The organism is Bradyrhizobium sp. BWA-3-5 (assembly GCF_032917985.1).
GTDB lineage: Bacteria > Pseudomonadota > Alphaproteobacteria > Rhizobiales > Xanthobacteraceae > Bradyrhizobium.
Genome location: NZ_CP136626.1, coordinates 171,616 through 193,670, shown reverse-complemented (window position 1 = coordinate 193,670; position 22,055 = coordinate 171,616). Strand labels below are relative to the sequence as shown.

The window sequence follows — 22,055 nt, the reverse complement described above, 5'->3', positions numbered from 1 at the left end:
CCCCTGCGAACGCAATGCGAACGCAGGGACCCACACGCCGCGGCTTTTCTTTGGGCAGGCCGGCGAACGACCTTCTTCTCGTCACTGGCTCCTGTGCTTATGGGTCCCTGCGTTCCAGGGACGACAGCAACCAGAGGTCAATTCAGCTCACGCCGCAATGTGCCGCGAGGCGATCAATCCCATCAGCGCTTCCGCAAGCTTCTCGCGGTCGAGCGGTTTGATCAAGAATCCGTCCATGCCGGCTTCGAAGCAGGCGTAGCGGTCTTCGACCAGTGTGTTGGCGGTGAGCGCGAGGATCGGCGTGCGATTGCCCGGCTCGCCGGCCTCGAGGGCGCGGATTCGCTTGGTGGTCTCAATGCCGTTGAGCTGCGGCATCTGGATGTCCATCAGGACGAGGTCATAGGGGGTGCCGGCTGACTTCGCCGACAGCCAGGACTCCAGCGCTTCAGTGCCGTTGGTGGTGATGACGGCGTGATGACCGAGCCGACCGAGCAACGAGCGGATCAACAGCGCATTGATCTGGTTGTCCTCGGCTACCAAGATCGACAGGCCCTTGGCAGCCGGGGTATCCGACGTTTCGTTGGGGTCGAGCGCCGGCTCTAGGCTCGGCGCGGCCACTTCCGGCGCAGCCATCAAGCGGGCGGCGAGCGATGCCGCGCGCAGCGGCTTGACCAGATAGCCGGTGAGGGCGGAACTGGCGGATGGCTGCATCTCCTGCCGCGTTGCCGGCGTGAACATCACGATGCGCTGCGCTGCATGAAGGCGCGCGGTTTCGCCGAGCCGTTCGACCTCGACGAGCCCCAGCGCGTGATCGATCAGCACGGTGTGCCAGGAGCGCTCGGGCAGCAGCGCCCTGGCAACCTCGGTATCCGATACCATGCAGGTCTGGCCGCCCCAGCGCTGCAGCCGCCGTGCGGTCAGCGACGCCTCGATGCTCTGCGGCGCGACCAGCATGATCGACTGGCCAGCAAGATCCGGCGCCGCGAAGGAGGCCTGTTCGCCGTCGGCGGCGGCGAGCGGAAGCGAGACTTCGAAGGTCGAGCCGACGCCCACCTGGCTCTCCAGCGTGATCCGGCCACCCATCCGCTTGACGATGCGGTCGGAGATGCTGAGCCCGAGCCCGGTGCCGCCATAGCTGCGGGCGATCTTGTCGTCGGCCTGCTCGAACTCGCGGAAGATGCGCTCGCGCGCCTCGGGCTCGATGCCGATGCCGGTGTCGCGCACCAGGAAGCTGATTTCATCGGGCCAGATGCCGGGCTCGACGATCAGGGCGACGCCGCCGGTCGAGGTGAACTTGATCGCGTTGCCGGCGAGATTGAGCAGCACCTGGCGCAGCCGCGCCGCATCGCCGATCACCTCGCGCGGCAGCCGCTCGTCAACATAGGCGGCGATTTCGATTCTCTTGGCTTCCGCGCGCGGCGCCAGCAGCTCCGTGATGTCCTCGATCATGCCTGATAGCGCGAACGGGCGGTGTTCGAGATCGATCTTGCCGGCCTCGATCTTGGAATAGTCGAGCAGCTCTTCGATCAGCGCGAGCAGCGCGTCGCCGGAGGTCTTCACCGCCTTGACATACGTCGTCTGCTCTGGCGTCAGCGGCGTATCCATCAGCAAGCTGCTCATGCCGATGATGCCGTTGAGCGGGGTGCGGATCTCGTGGCTCGCCATGGCGAGGAAACGCGACTTGGCGCGGCTGGCCGCATCGGCCTGATCGCGGGCTTCGGTAAGCGCGCGTTCGCTTTCGGTGCGGTCGGTGACGTCGCGGCCGACGCTCTGCATTTCCGCCGGTCCGCCGGCGTCGTTGCGGACGAGCCCCTCGCGCCAGGCGATCCAGCGCTGGCCGAGCGGCCCCTCAATCCGCTGGTCGTGAACACGGGTGCCGTTCGGCTCCAGCGCGGTGTCGCCCTGTTCGAGAACGCGCAGCGCAAAGCGGCTGCCGATCAGTTGATCGCGCGGCATCTGCGCCAGCTCGCAATAGGCGTCGTTGACAAAGGTGATGCGGCTGTCGGCGTCACGCAGCACGATCAAATCGCCTTGCGATTCGAACAGACGGCGGGTGCGCTGCTCGGCCTCCTGCAGCTCCCAGTTACGGTCGGCCAGTGCCTCGTTATGCAGCACGAGTTTGCGCATCTTCTTGCGCAACAGGCGGAAGCGGACGCTGAACGTGGCGAGCGCGACGCAGGCGATTGCGAAAAGGAAAGCAACGCCGATCGCAAAGGCGTGCGGGTCGTAACCGGAATTTTCGCTTCGGCTTGCGGCGATGAATCCATAGCCCCCGCCGAACACGATCGAGAAGATCATTAAAGAGCGGACCATGAAGGTGAGCCAGGGATGGCGGCGGCCGAAACGGCGAAGGGCAAGTTTGATCCGGAAAGTTCGCCCCATCGCCATGACCCTGAGCTTGCTGCCTGAATTGAAACCGGCCTGTTTCGCCGTTCCTCTCGGAAAGACGATGCTTCGCCGACGTTGCAAAGTGCTTGAGGCTCCCGCCGCGGGCACGGCCGCGATGAGAAAAGGGTGAATGAAAGGTTAATCGAGGATGGTCCGGACCCGGAGGGCCGCGTTCGCGCAAAGTGGGAACCGGTCTTCCGACAAGACCATGCTCCAAACCTAAAGCGACGCCGCCTGGACGCGGTGGTGGCCGCCGCCGCGGGCGCCGACCAGCAGTGCGGCGGCATCGAACAGCGAAAAGCTCTTCGAGGAAACGTAGATGCGATAGTCGGCCGGACCATCCATCGATAGATAGATGACCGGATCGGTTTCCGAGGGCTGGCGCGAGATCGCGATCAACCGGGGCGGGATGCTGCTCTCGCAGGCGCCGGCCTCGACGGTTCCGATGTCGTCGATCACGGTGAAGTCGGCAGTTTCCGCATTGTCGGAAACCTGCACCCGCACGGTCGCTTCGGAAGGGTTGTTGGTGAAGCCGACATGCAGGTCGGCCTGCCAGGAGAGGGCGGCGATCTGGACGGTCGTCCCGGCAACTTCGATGCAGGGGCGCGGACCACCCGAGAGCTCGCCGCGTGCGAACAGGGCGACGATTGCCAGCGGAACCACCGAAGCCAGGATCTTCAAACGCAACATGATACGCTACTCGCTCACCCTAAGCCCGCGACACGGGGCTTATGGTTGGCGGAGGGTAAAGGAAACTAGTTACCACTGTATTGACGCTGGTTGTCGTTGTGACATCCGACATCCTGATCGAGAATAACGGCTTGGTACGATCCATCAGCGTCATTGCGAGCGCAGCGAAGCAATCCATCTATCCCCGAGCCGAGATATGGATTGCTTCGCCAGGCTCGCAATGACGGTGGGATAGCGACGCAGCATATCGACTGTCATCCCCGCGAAGGCGGGGATCCAGTATGCCGCGGCTTATCGGTTCGATCACTGCTGCCTCTGGAATACTGGGTCACCCGCTTTCGCGTGTGACGACAACGAGAATGCGGTCGCGATCTTACGACGTGACCCGCCCGCCGCCCTGCGGTTCGGGGATGGCGCAGCGCACGTCCCGAACCAAGGCGTAACCACGCTCTCGGCGTCAACGCGCTACTGCCCGGTCCCGGTATCAGCAAGATAGCGTGCCAGTTCGCCGCGTGGGTCCTCGCGATAGCTTTGACGCTGACGGAGCTCGGGCGGCTCGCGCCAGCCCGGCTCGACGCCGGTCATGTCGGGCAGTTCATGGGCGATGCCCTTGTGGCAGTCGATGCAGGTCTTCTCGCCGCTGACGAGAAATCGGCTGTGAATGTCGGAAGCGCGCCGTGTCTGCTTGGTGAAGTCCATCGCAGCGGACGAATGGCAGTTGCGGCACTCCAGCGAATCGTTCGCCTTGAGCCGCGCCCATTCGTGCTTGGCAAGTTCGAGCCGGTGATCCTGAAACTTCTGCCTGGTATCGATCGTGCCGAAAATCTTGCCCCAGACTTCCTTGGACGCCTGCATCTTGCGGGCGATCTTGTCGGTCCAGTTGTGCGGAACGTGACAGTCCGGGCAGCTGGCGCGAACCCCCGAGCGGTTGGAGAAGTGGGGGGTGCGCTGCAGCTCCTCGAAGACGTTGGTGCGCATCTCGTGGCAGGAGGTGCAGAACTTCTCGGTGTTGGTGACTTCAAGCGCGGTGTTGAACGCGCCCCAGAACAGCACGCCGCAGATGAATCCGCCGAGTGCGAGCACGCCGAGGCTGATATGCATGCTCGGGCGGCTGGCAATGCGCCAGAACCAGATCAACAGTTCCTTGATCCGCTTCATTGCCGGTTCTCACTTCTTCTCGGAACCGACGAGAAGCATGTCCTTGAACGTGCTTGGCACGAGGGGCTGCGCGTCCGTCTGCTGGACGTGGCATGCGGTGCAGAAATATCGCCGCGGCGTCACGTCGGCGAGAACCTGGCCGTCGCGGTCCATGAAGTGGGTGACGCTGATCATCGGCGCGCCCGAGCCCTCGGTGAACTGCCGCCGGTGGCAGTCGAGGCAGCGGTTGGTCTTGAGCGTGAGCTGATAATTGTCGATCGAGTGCGGAATGACGGGCGGCTGCTCCGGATAGTTGCGCATGATCCGCTTGTCGTCGATGACCGGCCGCGCCAGGGCCGGCGCCGGTATATCGCCCATCGGCGAAGGCGCACCGGTGACGCGCGGCACGATTTGCGGCGCGTTCTGGGCGTAGATCGCGCCGCAGGCGAACACCAGCATGCCGCCGAGCAGGGCGCCTGCCAGCGGGGTTCGAGATCTTTTCAGGCCGGGATGATCTTGACCGCGCATTTCTTGAAATCCGACTGTTTGGAAATGGGATCGGTGGCGTCCAGCGTCACCTTGTTGATGAGTTGACTGGCGTCGAACCAGGGCACGAACACGACGCCGCGCGGCATCCGGTTGCGACCCTTGGTCTCGACGCGGCTCCGGATTTCACCGCGCCGGGAAACCACCCGCACCTCGGCGCCTTCGTTGATGCCCCTGGCACGGGCGTCTTCAGCATGCATGTAGACGCGTGCGCCTGGGAACGACTTGTAGAGCTCCGGCACCCGCATGGTCATCGATCCCGAGTGCCAATGTTCGAGCACGCGGCCAGTGACGAGCCAGATGTCGTATTCCTTGTCGGGCGATTCGGCGGGTGGCTCATAGGGCACCGCGATGATCCTCGCCTTGCCGTCCTTGTTGCCGTAGAACTCGACGCCCTTGCCCTGCTTCACGTAGGGATCAAGGCCTTCGCGGTAGCGCCATTTCGTCTCCTTGCCGTTGACCACGGGCCAGCGCAGCCCGCGCACCTCGTGGAGCTGGTCGTAGGCCGCGAGGTCGTGGCCGTGGCCGCGGCCGAATTCGGCGTATTCCTCGAACAGGCCCTTGTGCACGTAGAATCCGAAGGCCTTCGACTCGCGGTTCTCGTATTCGGCGGGAAACTCGCTGACCGGAAACTTGTCCACCTTGCCGTTGCGGAACAGCACGTCGAACAACGTCTTGCCGCGGTAGTTGGGATTGTCGTTGAGGATCTGCGCCGGCCACACCTCGTCGGTGGTGAAGCGCTTGGAGAATTCCATGAGCTGCCAGAGGTCGGAGCGCGCTTCGCCAGGCGCATTGACGAGCTGCCGCCAGACATGGGTACGGCGCTCGGCATTGCCGTACGCGCCCTCCTTCTCCACCCACATTGCTGCCGGCAATATGAGATCGGCCGACAGCGCCGTGACGGTCGGATAGGCGTCGGAGACGACGATGAAATTGTCGGGATTGCGATAGCCCGGATAGGTCTCGCGCGAGCTGTTCGGTGCGGCCTGCACGTTGTTGTTGACCTGCACCCAGTAGAAATTGAGCTTGCCGTCGCGGAGCATGCGGTCCTGCTCGACGGCGTGATAGCCGGGCTTGTCCGGAATGATGCCGTGCGGAATGCGCCAGATTTCTTCCGTGTGCTTGCGGTGCTCCGGATTCATCACGACCATGTCGGCGGGTAGCCGGTGCGCGAAGGTGCCGACTTCGCGCGCCGTGCCGCAGGCCGAGGGCTGGCCGGTCAGCGAGAAGGGCGAGTTGCCGGGCTCGGAAATCTTTCCGGTCAGCAGATGCAGATTATAGAGGAGCTGGTTGGCCCAGACGCCGCGGACGTGCTGGTTGAAGCCCATGGTCCACAGCGACATCACCTTGCGCTTGGGATCGGCATAGAGCTCGGCGAGCTCCTGCAGGAAGCCGCGCTCGACGCCGGTCAGCTCCGATACTTTCTCGAGCGTGTAGTCCTTCACGAAAGCGGCATAGGCCTCGAAATCGATCGGCTGGGTCGCCGCCGCAGTCGCCGCGCCCTTGGCCTTCATTTCAAGCGGATGATCGGCGCGTAGGCCGTAGCCGATATCGACCGTGCCTTTCACGAAGGTGGTGTGGTTCTTCACGAAGTCCTGGTTCACCCGTCCGGTCGCGATGATGTGGTTGGCGATGTAGTTCAGGATCGCCAGATCGGTGCCCGGCTTGAACACGATCGGGATGTCGGCGAGGTCGGAGCTGCGGTTGGTGAAGGTCGAGAGCACCGCGACCTTGACATGCGAGTGGCTCAGCCGACGGTCGGTGAGACGCGTCCACAGGATCGGATGCATCTCGGCCATGTTGGAGCCCCACAGCACGAAGGCGTCCGCAGCCTCGAAATCGTCATAGCAGCCCATCGGCTCGTCCATGCCGAAGGTGCGCATGAAGGCGACCGCGGCCGAGGCCATGCAATGGCGCGCGTTCGGATCGAGATTGTTGGAACGGAATCCGGCCCGCATCAGCTTGGTGGCGGCATAGCCCTCGAAGACGGTCCACTGCCCCGAGCCGAACATGCCGATCGCGGTCGGGCCCTTCTCCTTCAGCACCTTCTTGGCCCGCTCCGCCATAACGTCGAAGGCTTCGTCCCAGGATACCGGGGTCAGCTCGCCGTTCTTGTCGAACATGCCGCCTTTCTTGCGGAGTAGCGGCGTGGTCAGGCGGTCGGCGCCGTACATGATCTTGGAAAGGAAATATCCCTTGATGCAATTCAGCCCGCGGTTGACCTCAGCAAGCGTGTCGCCATGGGTGGCGACCACCTTGTTGTCCTTGACGCCGACCATCACGCCGCAGCCGGTGCCGCAGAATCGGCACGGCGCTTTCGACCATTTGATTTCCAGCGATCCGATGCCGCCCGGCACCGGTTGCGCGGCCGCAGGGGCGGCGATGCCGGCGGCTGCAGCGGCCACGGCGGCGGCCTGCGCCTTCAACAATTCGCGTCGCGAGAGTGACATGTTCTAGTCTCCGATATCGGCGGATCTTTCGACCTGCTCGAACACCATGTTGGCCGACAGGACGCCCTGCCAGCATGCGATTTCGGCGAGACGCGTGCCGATGATTCCGCTCTCGGGCGCCTCCATCACGATGACGATCTTCCTGGCGTCACGCTGATGGATCTCGAGGTCGGGCAGCGCGGCAAGCGCGCGCAGCACCTCGTCCCGCCATTCCGGCAGCACCGACACCACCGCGCTCGAGATGTGGATGGTCGCTTCCGCCGTCATGACGCGCCTCCATGACGCGCGGCGCCGAGCGTGATCGCCTCGCTGGGACAGGCGCCGACGCATTGGCCGCAGTGGGTGCAGGCGGCCTCATTGACGACGGCCTGCGGCGGCAGTCCAATACGAGGAAGGAAGCGAATGGCAGAAGTCGGACAGGCATCGCCGCAGGAACGGCAGAAGATGCCGGCTTCGGCGAGGCAGCCGTCGCCGATCAGCGCGACCGGTTTGGTGAGGAATTGACCGCGAAACAGGGCGCGGCGCGATGGGCCCGGGCTTTCCATGGCGGCCTCAATGGCCGGGGGGACCGGGCGGTCCCAGGATCAGTTGCGTCATCCAGACGATAAAGCCGTAGCCGCCGACCACGCCGACGGCGACGACCGGCCAGATGAAAGCGGCGATGACGGCGAATACGAAGAATTCGGCGCGCCGGCCGACCGTGCCGGACCTTTCCGGCGGCGCATTCTGCCTAACTGACGTGTCGAGCATATCCCGAACTATCGCCTCAGAAGCAAACCAATCAATCCAGCCAACGCCGGTTCCTCCGGTGGCCGCATTGCCGTTCGCATTGTTGTCACATGATGAGAGACGCGTGCCACGCCTGCGCCGTTGCAGGAAATGTGTGCGCGTCGCGAATTCACCTTAGCTGCTGGGCGGGAACAGAGGGTTGATCTGAATCAACGAAAGAAAGGCAAAGGCTTCGCTTGTTTAATGATGATTCTGCGGCGTGCCGCACAAGCAACCGGCCGTGAATTCGAATGTTGCGGCGCGTTATGCCGCTCGCCGCAAATCCTCGGCGAGTGCGCGATAGGAAAGCGCTTCGGCCAGATGCAGCCGGCCGATCTTTTCTGCGCCGTCGAGATCGGCGAGCGTGCGCGCGACGCGCAATACGCGGTGGTAGCCGCGTGCGGTCAGCTTCATGGTCTCAGTCGCGTCGCGCAGAAGCTTTTGCCCCTGCGCATCTGGTTGCGCGATGGTCTCCAGCAGCGAGGCGGGCGCCTCGGCATTGGTGCGGATGTGCGGCATGCCGGCCGCCGCATAGCGCGCAAGCTGGATGTTGCGGGCGGCGGCGACGCGGGCTGCGACTTCCGCTGATCCTTCGGAAGGCGGCGGCAGGATCAAATCTGCGGCGGTAACCGCCGGGACTTCGATGCGCAGGTCGATGCGATCCATCAGCGGGCCGGAGATGCGCATCTGGTAATCCGCGGTGCAGCGCTCGACCGGCGCGCGCCTGCAGGAATAGCCGGGATCATAGGCCTGGCCGCAGCGGCACGGGTTCATTGCGGCGACCAGCATGAAGCGCGCCGGGTAGGTGACGCGGTGATTGGCGCGAGACACCGATACCTCACCGTTCTCCAGCGGCTGGCGCAGCGAATCCAGCACCCGCGGGTCGAACTCCGGCAGCTCGTCGAGAAACAACACGCCTTGATGCGCCAGCGAAATTTCGCCGGGCCTTGCGCGCAGGCCGCCGCCGGTCAGCGCGGCCATGCTGGCGGAATGATGGGGGCTGCGGAACGGCCGCCGCGCCGTCAATGCGCCGTCGCGGATTTCGCCGGCGACGGAGGCGATCATCGAGACTTCGAGCAGCTCGGAGGGCGACAGCGGCGGCAGGATCGAAGGCAGCCGCGCCGCCAGCATCGACTTGCCGGCGCCGGGCGAGCCGATCATCAACAGATGATGCCCGCCGGCCGCGGCGATCTCCAGCGCGCGTTTTGCACTTTCTTGGCCCTTGATGTCTCTGAGGTCGAGATGCGTCGCCTCATGCTCGTGCACTTTCGGCTGCGGGCGCGACAGCACCTGCGTGCCCTTGAAATGGTTGGCGATCTGGATCAGCGATTTCGCCGCGATGATCTGGATGTCCGGGCTCGCCCACGCCGCTTCCGTCCCGCAGGCGGCCGGGCAGATCAATCCTTCCTCGCGCGCGTTGGCGCCGATCGCGGCCGGCAACACGCCAGCGACAGGCGCGATCGAGCCGTCGAGCCCGAGCTCGCCGAGAACGGTAAAACCGTTCAGCGCATCCGGCGGAATCGCGCCGATCGCCGCCATCAGCCCGAGCGCAATCGGGAGATCATAATGGCTGCCTTCCTTCGGCAGGTCGGCCGGCGCCAGGTTGACCGTGATCCGCCGCGCCGGTAGCGCCAGCCCCGAGGCGATCAGCGCCGAGCGCACCCGCTCGCGTGCCTCTGACACCGCCTTGTCCGGTAGACCCACGATCGCAAATGCCGGCAGTCCTGGCGCGACCTGCACCTGCACGTCGACCGCGCGGGCCTCGATCCCTTCAAAGGCTACCGTAGATACGCGCGCGACCATGCTGCCCCTCGTGACGCAATCGAAGGTAGCGGGGAACCGGGGGCCAAGTCAAGAACAATAGGAGAACATAGGCGCAAGGAACCGTCCGGCGGCTCGGCACCGGCCTGCCGGCACAACCACGGATCGTTGATGCAGTCCTGTCAGCGCTGACCGTGTTCAGCGCTCCGATCGCATGTACGGACTGTTTTCCGAAATTTGTTTCAGCCCCGGATCGTCGGCGAGACTGCGTACTTCCTGCATCTCCGCCGACCTCGTGTTCTGCGTATCCCGCTGCAAGCTCCAGATTCCGAGCCCCACGATGAGCATGCCAGCGCCAATGGCTATGAAGTCTTTGGTCATTTGCTGGGCCTCCATACTGGCTGCCAAGCGGTCGAGACGGCTCGCTGTTTCGGTTTGGGCGCCTGCCGGTCCTGCGCCCTGACGCTCGTGTTGCCTTCGCGGCGAGTCTCACGGTGTTTCCCTCGCCTAAAGGAAAACCAATTCCGGTCATCGGCGATCGCTTCTACGGTACGCCCTTTCAACGCTCGACGCAGCCTGCAAGCCGCGCGCATGACGGCATCGTGATGATCCGGAGCCGGCCTGGGCGCCGGCCCCGGACGCTTTACCTCACAGCTCCATCTTCATCGGCTCGGGATAATAATGGAATCCATCGCCGGCCTTGGCGACGTGGCCGTAGCCCGGCCAGGCGAAGTGATAGGACATGACCGGGGTCTTGTTGGCTGCGATCGTGTCGAGCAGTTTTACCCGGCTCGCTGCTGCCTGTTTCGGGTCGGTGTCGTAGGAAAATTCCATCCGCGGTTTTTCAAGCAACAGAATGGCGTGGTGCGTGAGATCTCCGAGGAAGGCGAAGGACTTGCCGGATGACGTCACCATGAAGATGGTGTGTCCGACGGTGTGGCCGGGCGCCGCGATCGCCTGCACGCCGGGCAGGAATTCCTGGCCGTCCTTGATGAACACGATGCGATCGCGCACCGGCATCAAATTCTTGCGGGCGTGTATCACGAAATCCTTCAAGGGACTGCCGAGCTTGCCTTCATCAGTCCAGAAATCGAAGTCGCTCTGGGTGATGTAATATTGCGCGTTCGGGAATAACGGCTTGTCGTCGGCGCCGACGATGCCGCCGATATGATCGATATGGGCGTGCGACAGCACCACGGCGTCGATATCGCCCGGCTTGATCCCGGCTTCCGCCATGCTCTTCTGCTGGCGGCCCGTGGTCGGCCCGAACAATTTCGATGTGCCCATGCCGGTGTCGAACAGGATCAGCTTGTCGCCGTTGTTCACGATCGGCGAGTTCTGCTCGAGCACGACGTTGTCGGGATCGAGGAAGTTGTCGGAGAGCATCTTCCGCACTTCTTCATCGGGTACGCCAATGAAGGTGCCTTTGGGCGGGCCGAGCGGCAGCGTGCCGTCGGAGACGATAGTCACTTCGGCGTCGCCGAGAATGAAGCGGTGCCAGTAGGGCGTCTGCGTGCCTAGTTTTGGCGCTTTCGCCAGCGCGCTGCCGCCGAGCATCGTTGAGGCGCCCAATCCGGCGCCGAGCGCAAGCAAAGACCGTCGCGAAAGATTCGTCGTCATGCCTCTTCCTCCACTAATTTTATGTATTGCAGTTTATGCCCGGACAGATTCATCCGCGGCTACAGGCTGCGCCCGCCTGCCGAAATTGGCAAGTGGGAGGAGAGGGCGCGGCAGGGATGTGAAAATGCAATGACGCCGTGCGGCGTTTCACGGCGCGCTTGGTCTCGATGGTATGCCAGATTCGCCGGCCGTGTGACGACGACGAGTACTTCGCATAGTCCCGCGGAGCTTATCGCATTGAGGCATCACTGCCGGACCGGATGATCATCGACAGTTACCAATCGTAGTCGTCGTACATCCACTCCCTGGGGTATCGCGACCGCGATCGTGGTTGTGGTCGTGACCGCTCCGGCCTGCGTACGCTTGCAGCAGCCGGCTGCGTCGCAGGCGCGGACGCTCTCGGCGGGTTCGGCTCGGAAGCCTTGGCCAGCGCGCGCTTCATCTCCTCCTGGCTCGTCTTGAGCTCCGTAATGGCCTTTGCGTTGTCGTTGGCCATTTGCTGCTGGTTCGCCTTGAGCTGTTCGATGTTGCGCTCGAGATCCGCAAGGTTGCGCGAGATGGTCTGCAGGAGCTGGGCCTGATCGGCAGGCGCTGCGGCCGCTGGCGGCGAGGCCTCTTGCGGCGGCGCTGCCTGCGCCAGGACGGGCGCTTGCGGCGGGGATGGTGCTTGCGGTGGTGAGGCTTGTTGTGCCGCGTCTTGTGATGCCGAGGCTTGTGGCGGTGCAGGCTCCGCCGCGGCCACCTGAACGAACGATGGCGCAGCCTGTTGAGGTGATGGCCGGTCTTCCGGCGGCGATGAGGATGACGATGAAGCGAGCTGGGGCTGAGTCCCATCGTCAGAGGCTAGCTGCCAAACCAGGGCAGCGACAACGACGCACGCCGCCAGCGCCAGGCCAAAGATGATCTGCAGCGAGGGCTTTCCCGACGGCGATGGCTGGACAGGTAAGATCGCGGGCAATTGCGTTCCAGGTTTAGCCGAATCCGGTTGCGAAGCGGGACGGCCCGAAGACGGGCGCGCGGCATCGCGCTCCATACGCGCAAGCTGCTCCGTCAGACGGGTGAGCTGTTCGTCGGCGCGCTTGATCTGTTCGTGGGCCTGCGCGAGGCGTTCGTCGTCGCCTGCAGCCGGGGCATCCTGCGCTTCAGTCGGTTTCGGAGGTGGCGTGGAGGTCATTGGCGATCCCTTTTCCGTCCAATGTCATCCGAAGGTGGCCGGTCGACCATCCGGCAGCACTCCCTGCAGTCTTGCCCAAACAATGGCCGCATGATGGTGGAAGGAGGGAGTGCATGGCAAGCCGCTTCCGCGGGCTCCACGCTACGGCGCCTCAGCTCGCCTTGCCGGTTCCATCATGAGCGGATCCGAAGTCGCGAGAGGAAATTATTTCCCGCCGCGCTTCTTCTCGATGGTGTCCCAGATCTTGGCCGCCACATCCGGGCCGTTGAGGCGCTGAATGGCGCGAATGCCGGTCGGCGAGGTCACGTTGATCTCGGTGAGGTTGCCGTCGATCACGTCGATGCCGACGAACAATAGTCCGTGCTCGCGCAACGCCGGGCCGAGCGTGTCGCAGATCTCGCGCTCGCGGGCTGAGAGGTCGGTCGCCTGCGCCGCGCCGCCGCGCACCATGTTGGAACGCAGGTCGTCGGGCGCTGGCACGCGGTTGACGGCGCCGGCGAACTCGCCGTCGACCAGGATGATGCGCTTGTCGCCGTGCTTTACCTCGGGCAGGAAGCGCTGGATCACCCAGGGCTCGCGGAAGGTGACGGAGAACATGTCAAACAGCGAGCCGAAATTCATGTCCTGCGGCATGACGCGGAATACGGCCGCGCCGCCGTGGCCGTGCAGCGGCTTCATCACGACAGCGCCGTGCTGGTCGCGGAACGAATTGATCTCGTCGAGGTCGCGCGAAATCAGCGTCGGCGGCATCAGCTGCGGAAAATTCATTACGAACAGTTTTTCCGGCGCATTGCGCACCGAGGCCGGGTTGTTCACCACCAGTGTCTTCGGGTGAATGCGCTCGAGGAAATGCGTCGAGGTGATGTAGGCGAGGTCGAACGGCGGGTCCTGCCGGAGCAGCACGACGTCGAAAGCCTCAAGCGGGTGGCGCTTGGCCTCACCGAGGGTGAAATGGTCGTCGACCTCGTCGCGCACGGTGAGCTGCTGCACCGGCGCCACCAGCTCCTCGCCGCGCAGCGACAGCTTGTCGGGGGTGTAATAGGAAAGGCTGTGGCCGCGCTTCTGCGCCTCGAGGAGGAGCGCAAAGGTCGAATCGCCGCGGATGTTGATACGTGCGATGGGGTCCATCTGGACGGCGACATTCAGTTTCATGGGATAGGTCCGGGTCTTGGGTGGGAGTTGTGTTAAGCGCTGGCGTCGAATGCCGCTAACAGATGGCGTGGCAGGCGCCGCGGCGCAATCAGGATGGCGTCGAATCGCAGCTCAAATTCGGCATGATCGGGATGCGTCATCAGCCAGGCCTGTGCCGCATTGACAATGCGCGCCTGCTGGCGCGGCGTGACGGCGTAGGCGGCGTCATCGAGACTGGCCCGCGCCTTGACCTCGATGAAGGCGACGAGGTCGCGCTTTTTCGCGACCAGGTCGATCTCGCCATAGGGGGTGCGGAAGCGCTTGGCCAGGATGCGGTATCCCTTGGCCATCAGATAGGCAGCGGCGCGGCTTTCGGCGGAGAGTCCGGTGCGGAAGGCAGCGACCCGCTCGGGCGCGGCGAGTTTTGTCAGGGGCTGCGGCGGCGAGGTGTCGTCACGCTTCGCCATCGCCGCCCCTGATTTCCTTGGCAAGCTCCAGCGCGCGGGCATAGACCTCGCGGCGCGGCCGGCCCGACAGCTCGACGGCATGCGCGACGCTGTCCTTGACGCTGTCGCGGACCAGCGACGAACGCAGGAGATCGTCGAGGTCGTGCTGCGTCATGATTTCAGCGTCTTTGGGCGGCGGGCCGACGACCAGCACGAACTCGCCGCGCGTCTCCAGCGTATCGGCGGCCTTTGCCATCTCGGAAATCGGCGCGCGCCTGATATCCTCATGCAGCTTGGTCAGCTCGCGGCAGATCGCAGCATCGCGCCCGGCCATGGTCGCGGCGAGATCTCTCAGCGTCTCCTGCACGCGGCTGCCGGCTTCGAACATCACGAGCGTGGCGTCGATGCGGGCAAGCTCGGCCAGGCGTGTCCGCCGCGAGACTTCCTTGGCCGGCAGAAAGCCCTCGAAGAAGAAGCGATCGGTCGGCAACGCCGCGACCGACAGCGCCGTCAGCACCGAGGATGCACCGGGGACCGCAACCACGGCGTAACCGGCGGCGGAGACTTCGCGCACCAGCTTGAAGCCGGGATCGGAAATCAACGGCGTGCCGGCGTCCGACACCAGCGCGATCGAGGCGCCCTGCGCCAGCCGTTCCAGGATCTTCGGCCGCGCCATGACGGCGTTGTGCTCGTGATAGGGCTTGAGTTCCGCCGAAATCGCATAGCGTTCCGTCAGGCGGCGGGTGACGCGGGTGTCCTCACAGGCGATGATGTCGACGCCGGCCAGCGTTTCCAGCGCGCGCAACGTGATGTCGCCGAGATTGCCGATCGGGGTTGCCACCAAATAGAGGCCGGGCGCCGGTTTGGGGGCATCCAGGGGCTGGCCGCCGATCAAAAATGTCCTTTTGGCCGAACCCGGTTCGGTATCGGAGCCGTAGTTTGAACTGGGTCTGGCGCGCATGAGACCCAATCTAGAGAGGTCTTCCGTCAAGCGCCATATCCGCCGGGACGGTGGGCGGGTGAGAGTTCCCAGCCAAACCACAAGTCTCGGCAGTCTGTAAGCCTTTTGTTTTGGTTAACTAATCCTCGACAATATTGCAGAATCCCACGTGGGTTCATCAGTAGCGGTTCAGGTGCCTCGGCCCAGAAAGCCGGAATCCTGGCCGACGGCGGTCGGTCAAGAGAAGAGACAGAATGGAAGGCCCGCTCAATCGCGACCATGGGTTCCCCGCTTTGCGGTCCACAGGACCGACCCGGCGGACCGCGGTCGGTCTCATCCTCGGAATCCCCCTGCTCGGGGCCTGTGCCGGCAGTGGTGGCCAGGTTTCCAGCCCGTTCGGCCCGTCGCCGCCCGAGGGACCTCCCGGCCCGCAGCAGCAGCCGCTCGCGGTCGGCACCGGCAACGTCAAGGTCGGTCTGATCCTGCCGCTTTCGGCCGCCGGCAACGCCGGCGTTGCCGCGCAGTCGATGAAGAACGCGGCCGAGATGGCGCTGGCCGAATTCCAGAACCCGAACATTCAACTCCTGATCAAGGATGACGGCGGCAATCCGCAAGGTGCGCAGCAGGTTACGCAGGAGGCGCTTGGCGAGGGCGTCGAAATCATTCTGGGGCCGCTGTTCGCCGGATCGGTGCCGGCGACCGCGCAACTGGCGCGGACCCGCGGCGTTCCGGTGATCGCCTTCTCGACCGATTCGAGCGTCGCCGGACGCGGCGTCTACCTTCTGAGCTTCCTGCCCGAATCCGACGTCTATCGGATCGTCGACTACTCTGCGAGCATCGGAAAGCGTTCGTTCGCGGCGCTGCTGCCCGACAATGCCTATGGCAATGTGGTGGAAGCCGCCTTCAAGCAAGCGGTCGGCCGCAAGGGGCGCATCGTCGCGTTCGAGAAATATGCTGCCGACCGTTCCGGCGCGGCGCGCACGGTGGCGCAGTCGCTCGGCTCGGCGGATGCGCTGCTCATCGCTGATGACGGCGAATCGGTCGTCGCGACGGCCGATGCGTTGACCGCGGCAGGCGCCAACCTGCGCAACATCCAGATGCTCGGCACCGGGCTGTGGGACAATCCGCGCGTCTATGCCAGCCCGGTGCTGCAGGGCGGGCTCTATGCCGCGCCGGATCCGTCGGGTTTCCGCACCTTCTCCGGCCGCTATCGCGCCAAGTTCGGCGCCGACCCGGTGCGCACCGCGACGCTTGCCTATGATGCGGTCGCGCTGGTCGCGGCGTTGTCGAAGCAGCAGGGCAGCCATCGCTTTGGGCTGGAAACGTTGACCAACCCGTCGGGCTTTGCCGGCATTGACGGCCTGTTCCGCTTCCGCTCCGACGGCACCAACGAGCGGGGTCTCGCAGTGATGCGGATTGCCAGCGGCGGCCCGACGCCGGCCGCCGGCTCGCCGAAGAGTTTTGGTGCGTAGCTTTCAGGCAGAGGTCCGCGATCACCACAGAACGCGACCGCGCTCATGCCGCTGAACACCACTCCAGCCTGCCGGAGCAACTTACCCTTCGTGCGCTTCGGAGCATCCTCCGACGTGCGAAGTGCGGCGCAAGACAAGCGACCGGGCCAGAGCTGCGGTCGTAACGCGCGGTGCAGGTGTGCTCCGGGGGACACGGAAGGCATCTCAGAACTCTTGCTTGGATCAGATTGGCCCATTCCGGGTTAACCGGTGTTCAACTTGGAAGGCCAACGCCAATGGCCGATCTGGATCCGGCTTCGCCGCAGCGATTGCCAGCGGTTCAAACTGCAGCGTCTCCGATTCTGACGGCCGGCGGCATCGTCCTGGCCATCGGCGGCCTCTATCTTGGCAGCGAGATCTTCGTTCCTTTTGCCCTTGCCATCCTGCTAAGCTTTATCCTGACACCGATGGTGAATTGGCTGCGGCGTTGGAGGGTGCCCCGCATCGCCGCGGTGCTGATGGCTGTATCGCTTGCGTTCGTCGTCGTTGCAGGCGTCGCTTTGATTATCGGGCGTCAACTCGTCCAGCTTGCCGACAATCTCCCGAAGTATCAGACCACAATCACCGAGAAGATCCACTCGCTGCAGGGATCGGCGCCAGGCGGCAGCGTCATCAGCAAGGTGACCACAACCGTGGAGGATCTCGGCAAGGAGATCTCGGGCGGAAATAAGAAGTCCGAACCAATGCAGTCCCGCTTTGGTTCCAGGGTCGAGGAGCCAGTCACTGTCCGATTGGAGGCGCCACAACCCAGGCCCCTCGAACTCATTCGCTCCGTCATCGGTCCCTTGCTGGCGCCGCTGGCGACGGCCGGGCTGGTCGTCATCTTTGTCATCTTTGTTCTGCTGGAGCGGGAGGACTTGCGCGACCGCTTCATCAAGCTTGCAGGAGCCGGTGATCTTCAAAAGAGCACGCAGGCCATCAACGACGCCGCCACTCGCGTCAGTCGGTATCTGGTGATGCAGCTCATCGTCAATCTGACTTACGGAATACCGATCGGCATCGCGCTCTATTTCGTGGGTGTGCCGAACGCGATTCTGTGGGGACTGCTCGCTGCGGTTCTCCGTTTCATCCCCTATCTCGGTCCTTTCCTGGCCGCTCTGTTCCCAATTGCCCTTGCGATCGCCGTCGATCCGGGCTGGACCATGCTGTTCTGGGTCGTTGGCCTGTTCCTCGTGGCCGAGCTGATCAGCAACAACGTCATCGAGCCCTGGCTCTACGGCTCCAGCACCGGCCTTTCATCACTCGCGATCATTATCGCCGCGATCTTCTGGACGATGTTGTGGGGTCCCGTCGGGCTATTCCTTTCGACGCCACTTACGGTCTGCGTCGTCGTTATCGGACGCTATGTGCCGCAGCTGGAGTTTCTGGGCGTTCTTCTTGGCAGCGATCCGGTGCTTGCGCCGGAGGAGCAGCTTTACCAACGGCTCTTGGCGGGCAATGTGGAAGAGGCGGTGGAGATCGCAGAGGACTATGTCGACGCATGTTCCTCACGCGAATTCTACGATAATGTAGCCATTCCCGCTCTTCGCCTGGCTGAGAACGACAGGCAGCGCAATACCACCGATACAAACTATCGTCGGCTCGTCGCAGACACGGCTGTCTTCGTTGTGCGCGAGGTCGAGGACCACGTTCGGGAAAAAACTCCAGACGGAGAAAATTACACTGCCGACCGGCCATCCATCCTATGTCTTGCAGGACGGACTGAGCTCGATCACGCAGCGGCGGAGATGATCGGGCAGGTGCTTCAGGAGCGTGGTCTCAGCGCCAGAGTGCTGCCGCCGATCGCAGTCAGCCAGGGCGCGTTGGGCCAGCTCGATCTTCAGGGTATCGATGCAGTTTGCCTGTCCTATTTTCACCCCCAGCCGCAAGTGTACGCGCGATATGCCTTTCGTAGGTTGCGCCGCCGCGCCCCTCACGTGAAGTTCGCCGTCTGTTGCTGGAATCTCGCAGCCGGCACGGGACAGACCGAAGAGCTGAAGCGGCAGACGGCGGCCGATGCAGTTTTCGCGTCGCTTCAAGCCTGTACCGACCAGATTGCCGAATGGACGCACCGTGCCGCAGCCCGCGGCGAGGCTCTTCAAGTCGTCAGCGAGACGGAGCCGACGCAGGTCGTGCCGCTTAACAGAGCCGGTTTGGCCGCCCTGCAGCAGCAGGAACTCGACCAGACCTCCAGGAAGATCGCTAAGGCGTTCGAGGTCCCGATCGCGCTTGTATCGTTGAATTATACTGGTTTGCAGGAAGCACACGATGCTCACGAGAACTCGATGGACGCTCACGTCATCGCCGCAAACGATGTGCTGGTTTCCGAGGATGTCACCGAGGACCCCCGTTTCGCGGATGATCCACGCGTACTGGAAAAGGGCATCCGCTTCTATGCAGGAGCACCTCTTAGGACCTCTTCCGGTGAGGTCGTAGGATGCCTCTGTCTGGTTGACATGCAACCCCGCAATTTCCCGGACCAAGAACGTCAGCGACTGCAGGAGATGGCCAGAGATCTGATGGTTGGTATCGAGAAGGGCTTGAGCTCGTCGCTGCTTTCGACGCCGAATGATGCGGCTTAGGGTTTGTCGGATTCGCTTCTCGCGTGGCTTCGGTATGATATTTCCGGCGCCAAGGCGGTCGGAATGCGCGGTCTTGGCGTGCTGTGGGGTTATGGCACGAGGGACGAACTTGAAATGGCCGGTGCAGACCGGCTGGTGGATTTGCCCGCCGAGCTCGCCCGCACGATTCGCTCAATGGTCGATGGGAAGCAAGCCGCAGCCTAAAAGCACGCTCGGGCCGCGTATCGTTCGAAATCCTGCAACTTGCCTTATCAAGACGTTTACGCAGCGAGATCGGCCACGACGGCGTCGAGCACGGGGAATCCGTCCTTGGTCACGCGCAGGCGTCCGTCGGCTTGGACGGTGATTGCGCCTTCGTCGCGCAAAATGTCGATCCGGCTTGGATCGAGTGCGCGGCCCGACAGCGCGGCATAGCGCTTGGGATCGATGCCTTCGGCGAGGCGCAACCCCATCAGCAGGAATTCATCGGCGCGTTCTTCGCTGTTGAGCCGCTCGTCCGACACGACGCCATGGCCCTTGGCCTCCACCCGCATCAGCCAGGCCTCGGGCCGCTTCTCGGTTGCGGTCGCGTAGCGCCCGCCATCGACATCGAGCCGGCCATGCGCGCCGGGCCCGATGCCGGCATATTCGTCGCCACGCCAGTAGACCAGATTGTGCTGGCACTCGGCCCCCAAGCGGGCGTGGTTGGAAATCTCGTAGGCCGGAAGGCCGTGCGCGCCGCAGACTTCCTGCGTCACGTCATAGAGCACGCGCGCCAGCGCCTCGTCCGGTGTTTTCAATTTGCCGGCGGCGTGCAGGCCGAAGAACGGCGTGCCTTCCTCGATGGTGAGCTGATAGAGCGACAGGTGCTCGGCGGCTTCTGATATCGCGAGCTTCAATTCGTCCGACCACATTTGCGGCGTCTGGTCGGGGCGGGCGTAGATCAGGTCGAACGAGTAGCGGTCGAATGCGCTGCGGGCGATGGCGACCGCATCGAGCGCTTCGCGCGCGGTGTGCAGCCGTCCAAGGGACTTGAGGGATGCATCGTCGAGCGCCTGCACGCCGAGCGAAACGCGGTTGACGCCGGCGGCGCGATAGCCGCGAAACCGCGTCGCTTCGACGCTGGTCGGGTTGGCCTCCAGCGTCACCTCGACATTGTCGGCGACACGCCAGTGTTTTCCGATCGCATCGAGAACGGCGCCGACGGTGTGCGGCTGCATCAGCGACGGCGTGCCGCCGCCGAGAAAGATCGAGGTGACGGTTCGCCCGCCGGTGCGCGCCGCCGTGGTCTCGATCTCGCGCGCGAAGGCGCGGGCGAACCTCTCTTCGTCGATGGCGGCGTGGCGGACATGGCTGTTGAAATCGCAATATGGGCATTTCGACAGGCAGAACGGCCAATGGACGTAGACGCCGAAGGCCGCTCGCTTGCCGTAATGGCGCTCGGTGCTAGCCAAGGCAGATCTCCGCCAGCTTGACGAAGGCGCGGGCCCGGTGGGACAGGCCAAGTCCGAGCGGCGGCAGGCCGTGCTTTTCGATCGAGGTCATCTCGCCGAAGGTACGCGTGTATCCGTCGGGAAGGAACATCGGATCGTAACCGAAACCGGCGGTGCCGCGCGGCGGCCAGGCCAGCGTCCCATCGACGCGCGCCTCGACCTCTTCGAGGTGGCCATCCGGCCATGCCACACACAGGGCCGAGACGAAATGCGCCTTGCGCTTGTCGGGTGCGGTCGCGCCGCGCTCCTGCAACAGGCGCTCGATCCGGGTCATCGCTACAGTGAAATCCTTGCCCTCGCCGGCCCAGCGCGCCGAATAGATTCCGGGGGCGCCGTCGAGTGCGTCGACCACAAGGCCGGAATCGTCGGCAAAAGCCGGCAACTGTGCGGCGTTTGCCGCCGCGATCGCCTTGATCGCCGCATTGGCCTGAAACGTCTTGCCGGTTTCTTCGGGCTCGGAAAGGCCGAGCTCGCCCGCCGAGACCGCCTCGACGCCATGCGGCGCGAGCAGTTCCCGCATCTCGGCAAGCTTGCCGGGATTGTGGGTCGCGATCACGAGTCGGCCGGTGATTCGACGGTGCATGGGCGATCAGATTACGCGACGGCCAGCTTCTGCAAGTCCACCAAACGCGCGACACCCTTGCGCGCGAGTTCCATCAGCGCGAGGAACTCGTCCTGCGAGAACGGCGTCTTCTCGGCGGTGCCTTGCACCTCGATGATGCGGCCGTCGCCGGTCATGACGAAATTGGCATCCGTTTCAGCCTCGGAATCCTCGGCATAGTCGAGGTCGAGCACCGGCGTGCCCTGATAGATGCCGCAGGAGATCGCGGCGACATTATCGCGCAGCACGTTGGTCTTCAGCATGTTGCGCGATTTCATCCAGGCGATGCAGTCGGCCAGCGCCACCCAGGCGCCGGTGATCGAGGCGGTGCGGGTGCCGCCGTCGGCCTGGATCACGTCGCAATCGACGGTGATCTGGCGCTCGCCGAGCGCTTCCAAATCGACGGCCGCGCGCAAGGAGCGACCGATCAGCCGCTGAATCTCGACGGTACGGCCGCCCTGCTTGCCGGCGGCGGCCTCGCGGCGGGTGCGTTCCAGCGTCGCGCGCGGCAGCATGCCGTATTCGGCGGTCACCCAGCCGCGGCCCTGGCCCTTCAGCCAGGGCGGCAGACGTTCCTCAAGCGTGGCGGTCACCAGCACATGGGTATCGCCGAATTTCACCATGCAGGAACCTTCGGCGTATTTGACCACGCCGCGTTCCAGCGACACGGGGCGCAGCTGATCGGGCGCACGGCGGCTTGGCCGCATGGGGAATCCTTTCGAAAATCGGGCGAAAATCCGTTTGCGGTGCTTGTAGGAGGGGGAGCGGGCAGCGGCAAGGGGTTTTGGCCGCCTATCGGACAGGCAGAGCGCGCTTGTCATCAGCCCTTCGGGACGACAAATTAGAGGCTATCAGGGAG

At 64.1% G+C, this 22,055-nt stretch carries 21 protein-coding genes; 3 read left to right on the top strand and 18 right to left on the bottom strand.

Annotated elements, in window-relative coordinates; translation table 11 throughout:
- Nucleotides 1–147 precede the first annotated feature (147 nt).
- From RX331_RS00890 to rsmI, 15 genes are all read right to left on the bottom strand, one after another.
- Complete coding sequence (locus RX331_RS00890; protein WP_317254804.1) at nt 148–2,382, bottom strand: PAS domain-containing hybrid sensor histidine kinase/response regulator; 2,235 nt, start codon at nt 2,380–2,382, stop codon at nt 148–150.
- A 225-nt stretch (nt 2,383–2,607) separates the two neighbouring features.
- Nucleotides 2,608–3,078, bottom strand: a complete 471-nt coding sequence (locus tag RX331_RS00885) for a hypothetical protein (protein WP_317254803.1) — start codon at nt 3,076–3,078, stop codon at nt 2,608–2,610.
- Between the two features lie 465 nt (nt 3,079–3,543).
- A complete protein-coding gene (locus RX331_RS00880) occupies nt 3,544–4,236 on the bottom strand; it encodes a cytochrome c3 family protein (protein ID WP_317254802.1) in 693 nt (230 codons plus the stop codon).
- 9 nt (nt 4,237–4,245) lie between these two features.
- On the bottom strand, nt 4,246–4,743 hold the full coding sequence (locus RX331_RS00875) for a nitrate reductase cytochrome c-type subunit (protein WP_317254801.1): 498 nt from the start codon (nt 4,741–4,743) through the stop codon (nt 4,246–4,248).
- Nucleotides 4,716–7,211, bottom strand: coding sequence for a periplasmic nitrate reductase subunit alpha (gene napA / locus RX331_RS00870; RefSeq protein WP_317254800.1), 2,496 nt, complete (start codon nt 7,209–7,211; stop codon nt 4,716–4,718). The genes RX331_RS00875 and napA overlap by 28 nt, the downstream gene beginning before the upstream one ends.
- A gap of 3 nt (nt 7,212–7,214) precedes the next feature.
- Nucleotides 7,215–7,478 carry a chaperone NapD gene (locus tag RX331_RS00865; protein WP_317254799.1) on the bottom strand — a complete coding sequence of 88 codons (264 nt, stop codon included), beginning with the start codon at nt 7,476–7,478 and terminating at the stop codon, nt 7,215–7,217.
- On the bottom strand, nt 7,475–7,756 hold the full coding sequence (locus RX331_RS00860; protein ID WP_317254798.1) for a 4Fe-4S binding protein: 282 nt from the start codon (nt 7,754–7,756) through the stop codon (nt 7,475–7,477). The genes RX331_RS00865 and RX331_RS00860 overlap by 4 nt, the downstream gene beginning before the upstream one ends.
- 7 nt (nt 7,757–7,763) lie before the next feature.
- A complete protein-coding gene (locus RX331_RS00855) occupies nt 7,764–7,961 on the bottom strand; it encodes a nitrate reductase (RefSeq protein ID WP_317254797.1) in 198 nt (65 codons plus the stop codon).
- A gap of 282 nt (nt 7,962–8,243) precedes the next feature.
- Nucleotides 8,244–9,782 carry a YifB family Mg chelatase-like AAA ATPase gene (locus tag RX331_RS00850; protein ID WP_317254796.1) on the bottom strand — a complete coding sequence of 513 codons (1,539 nt, stop codon included), beginning with the start codon at nt 9,780–9,782 and terminating at the stop codon, nt 8,244–8,246.
- 156 nt (nt 9,783–9,938) lie between these two features.
- Nucleotides 9,939–10,121 carry a hypothetical protein gene (locus RX331_RS00845; RefSeq protein ID WP_317254795.1) on the bottom strand — a complete coding sequence of 61 codons (183 nt, stop codon included), beginning with the start codon at nt 10,119–10,121 and terminating at the stop codon, nt 9,939–9,941.
- Nucleotides 10,122–10,388: 267 nt separating this feature from the next.
- A complete protein-coding gene (locus RX331_RS00840) occupies nt 10,389–11,360 on the bottom strand; it encodes an MBL fold metallo-hydrolase (protein WP_317254794.1) in 972 nt (323 codons plus the stop codon).
- Nucleotides 11,361–11,634: 274 nt separating this feature from the next.
- Nucleotides 11,635–12,534, bottom strand: coding sequence for a hypothetical protein (locus RX331_RS00835; protein WP_317254793.1), 900 nt, complete (start codon nt 12,532–12,534; stop codon nt 11,635–11,637).
- A 204-nt stretch (nt 12,535–12,738) separates the two neighbouring features.
- Complete coding sequence (gshB, locus tag RX331_RS00830) at nt 12,739–13,686, bottom strand: glutathione synthase (RefSeq protein ID WP_317254792.1); 948 nt, start codon at nt 13,684–13,686, stop codon at nt 12,739–12,741.
- Between the two features lie 32 nt (nt 13,687–13,718).
- Complete coding sequence (locus tag RX331_RS00825; RefSeq protein ID WP_317254791.1) at nt 13,719–14,132, bottom strand: YraN family protein; 414 nt, start codon at nt 14,130–14,132, stop codon at nt 13,719–13,721.
- Entirely contained in the window at nt 14,119–15,072 is a 954-nt protein-coding gene (gene rsmI / locus RX331_RS00820; RefSeq protein ID WP_317254790.1) for a 16S rRNA (cytidine(1402)-2'-O)-methyltransferase, read from the bottom strand. The genes RX331_RS00825 and rsmI overlap by 14 nt, the downstream gene beginning before the upstream one ends.
- A gap of 233 nt (nt 15,073–15,305) precedes the next feature.
- Here rsmI and RX331_RS00815 point away from each other — a divergent pair, with 233 nt between their 5' ends.
- The 3 genes from RX331_RS00815 to RX331_RS00805 all read left to right on the top strand — a co-directional run bounded on the left by RX331_RS00815 (nt 15,306) and on the right by RX331_RS00805 (nt 19,327).
- Nucleotides 15,306–16,523, top strand: coding sequence for a penicillin-binding protein activator (locus RX331_RS00815; protein WP_317254789.1), 1,218 nt, complete (start codon nt 15,306–15,308; stop codon nt 16,521–16,523).
- Between the two features lie 275 nt (nt 16,524–16,798).
- On the top strand, nt 16,799–19,123 hold the full coding sequence (locus RX331_RS00810) for an AI-2E family transporter (protein WP_317254788.1): 2,325 nt from the start codon (nt 16,799–16,801) through the stop codon (nt 19,121–19,123).
- 63 nt (nt 19,124–19,186) lie between these two features.
- A complete protein-coding gene (locus RX331_RS00805) occupies nt 19,187–19,327 on the top strand; it encodes a hypothetical protein (RefSeq protein WP_317254787.1) in 141 nt (46 codons plus the stop codon).
- 56 nt (nt 19,328–19,383) lie between these two features.
- On the opposite strand, the gene hemW is transcribed toward RX331_RS00805, so the two are convergent.
- The 3 genes from hemW to rph are packed head-to-tail and all read right to left on the bottom strand — an operon-like array spanning nt 19,384 to nt 21,903.
- Nucleotides 19,384–20,556 carry a radical SAM family heme chaperone HemW gene (gene hemW, locus RX331_RS00800; protein ID WP_317254786.1) on the bottom strand — a complete coding sequence of 391 codons (1,173 nt, stop codon included), beginning with the start codon at nt 20,554–20,556 and terminating at the stop codon, nt 19,384–19,386.
- A complete protein-coding gene (gene rdgB, locus RX331_RS00795; protein WP_317254785.1) occupies nt 20,549–21,178 on the bottom strand; it encodes an RdgB/HAM1 family non-canonical purine NTP pyrophosphatase in 630 nt (209 codons plus the stop codon). Before rdgB ends, hemW begins: the two co-directional genes overlap by 8 nt.
- Before the next feature lie 11 nt (nt 21,179–21,189).
- On the bottom strand, nt 21,190–21,903 hold the full coding sequence (gene rph / locus RX331_RS00790; RefSeq protein WP_317254784.1) for a ribonuclease PH: 714 nt from the start codon (nt 21,901–21,903) through the stop codon (nt 21,190–21,192).
- Nucleotides 21,904–22,055: the final 152 nt, after the last annotated feature.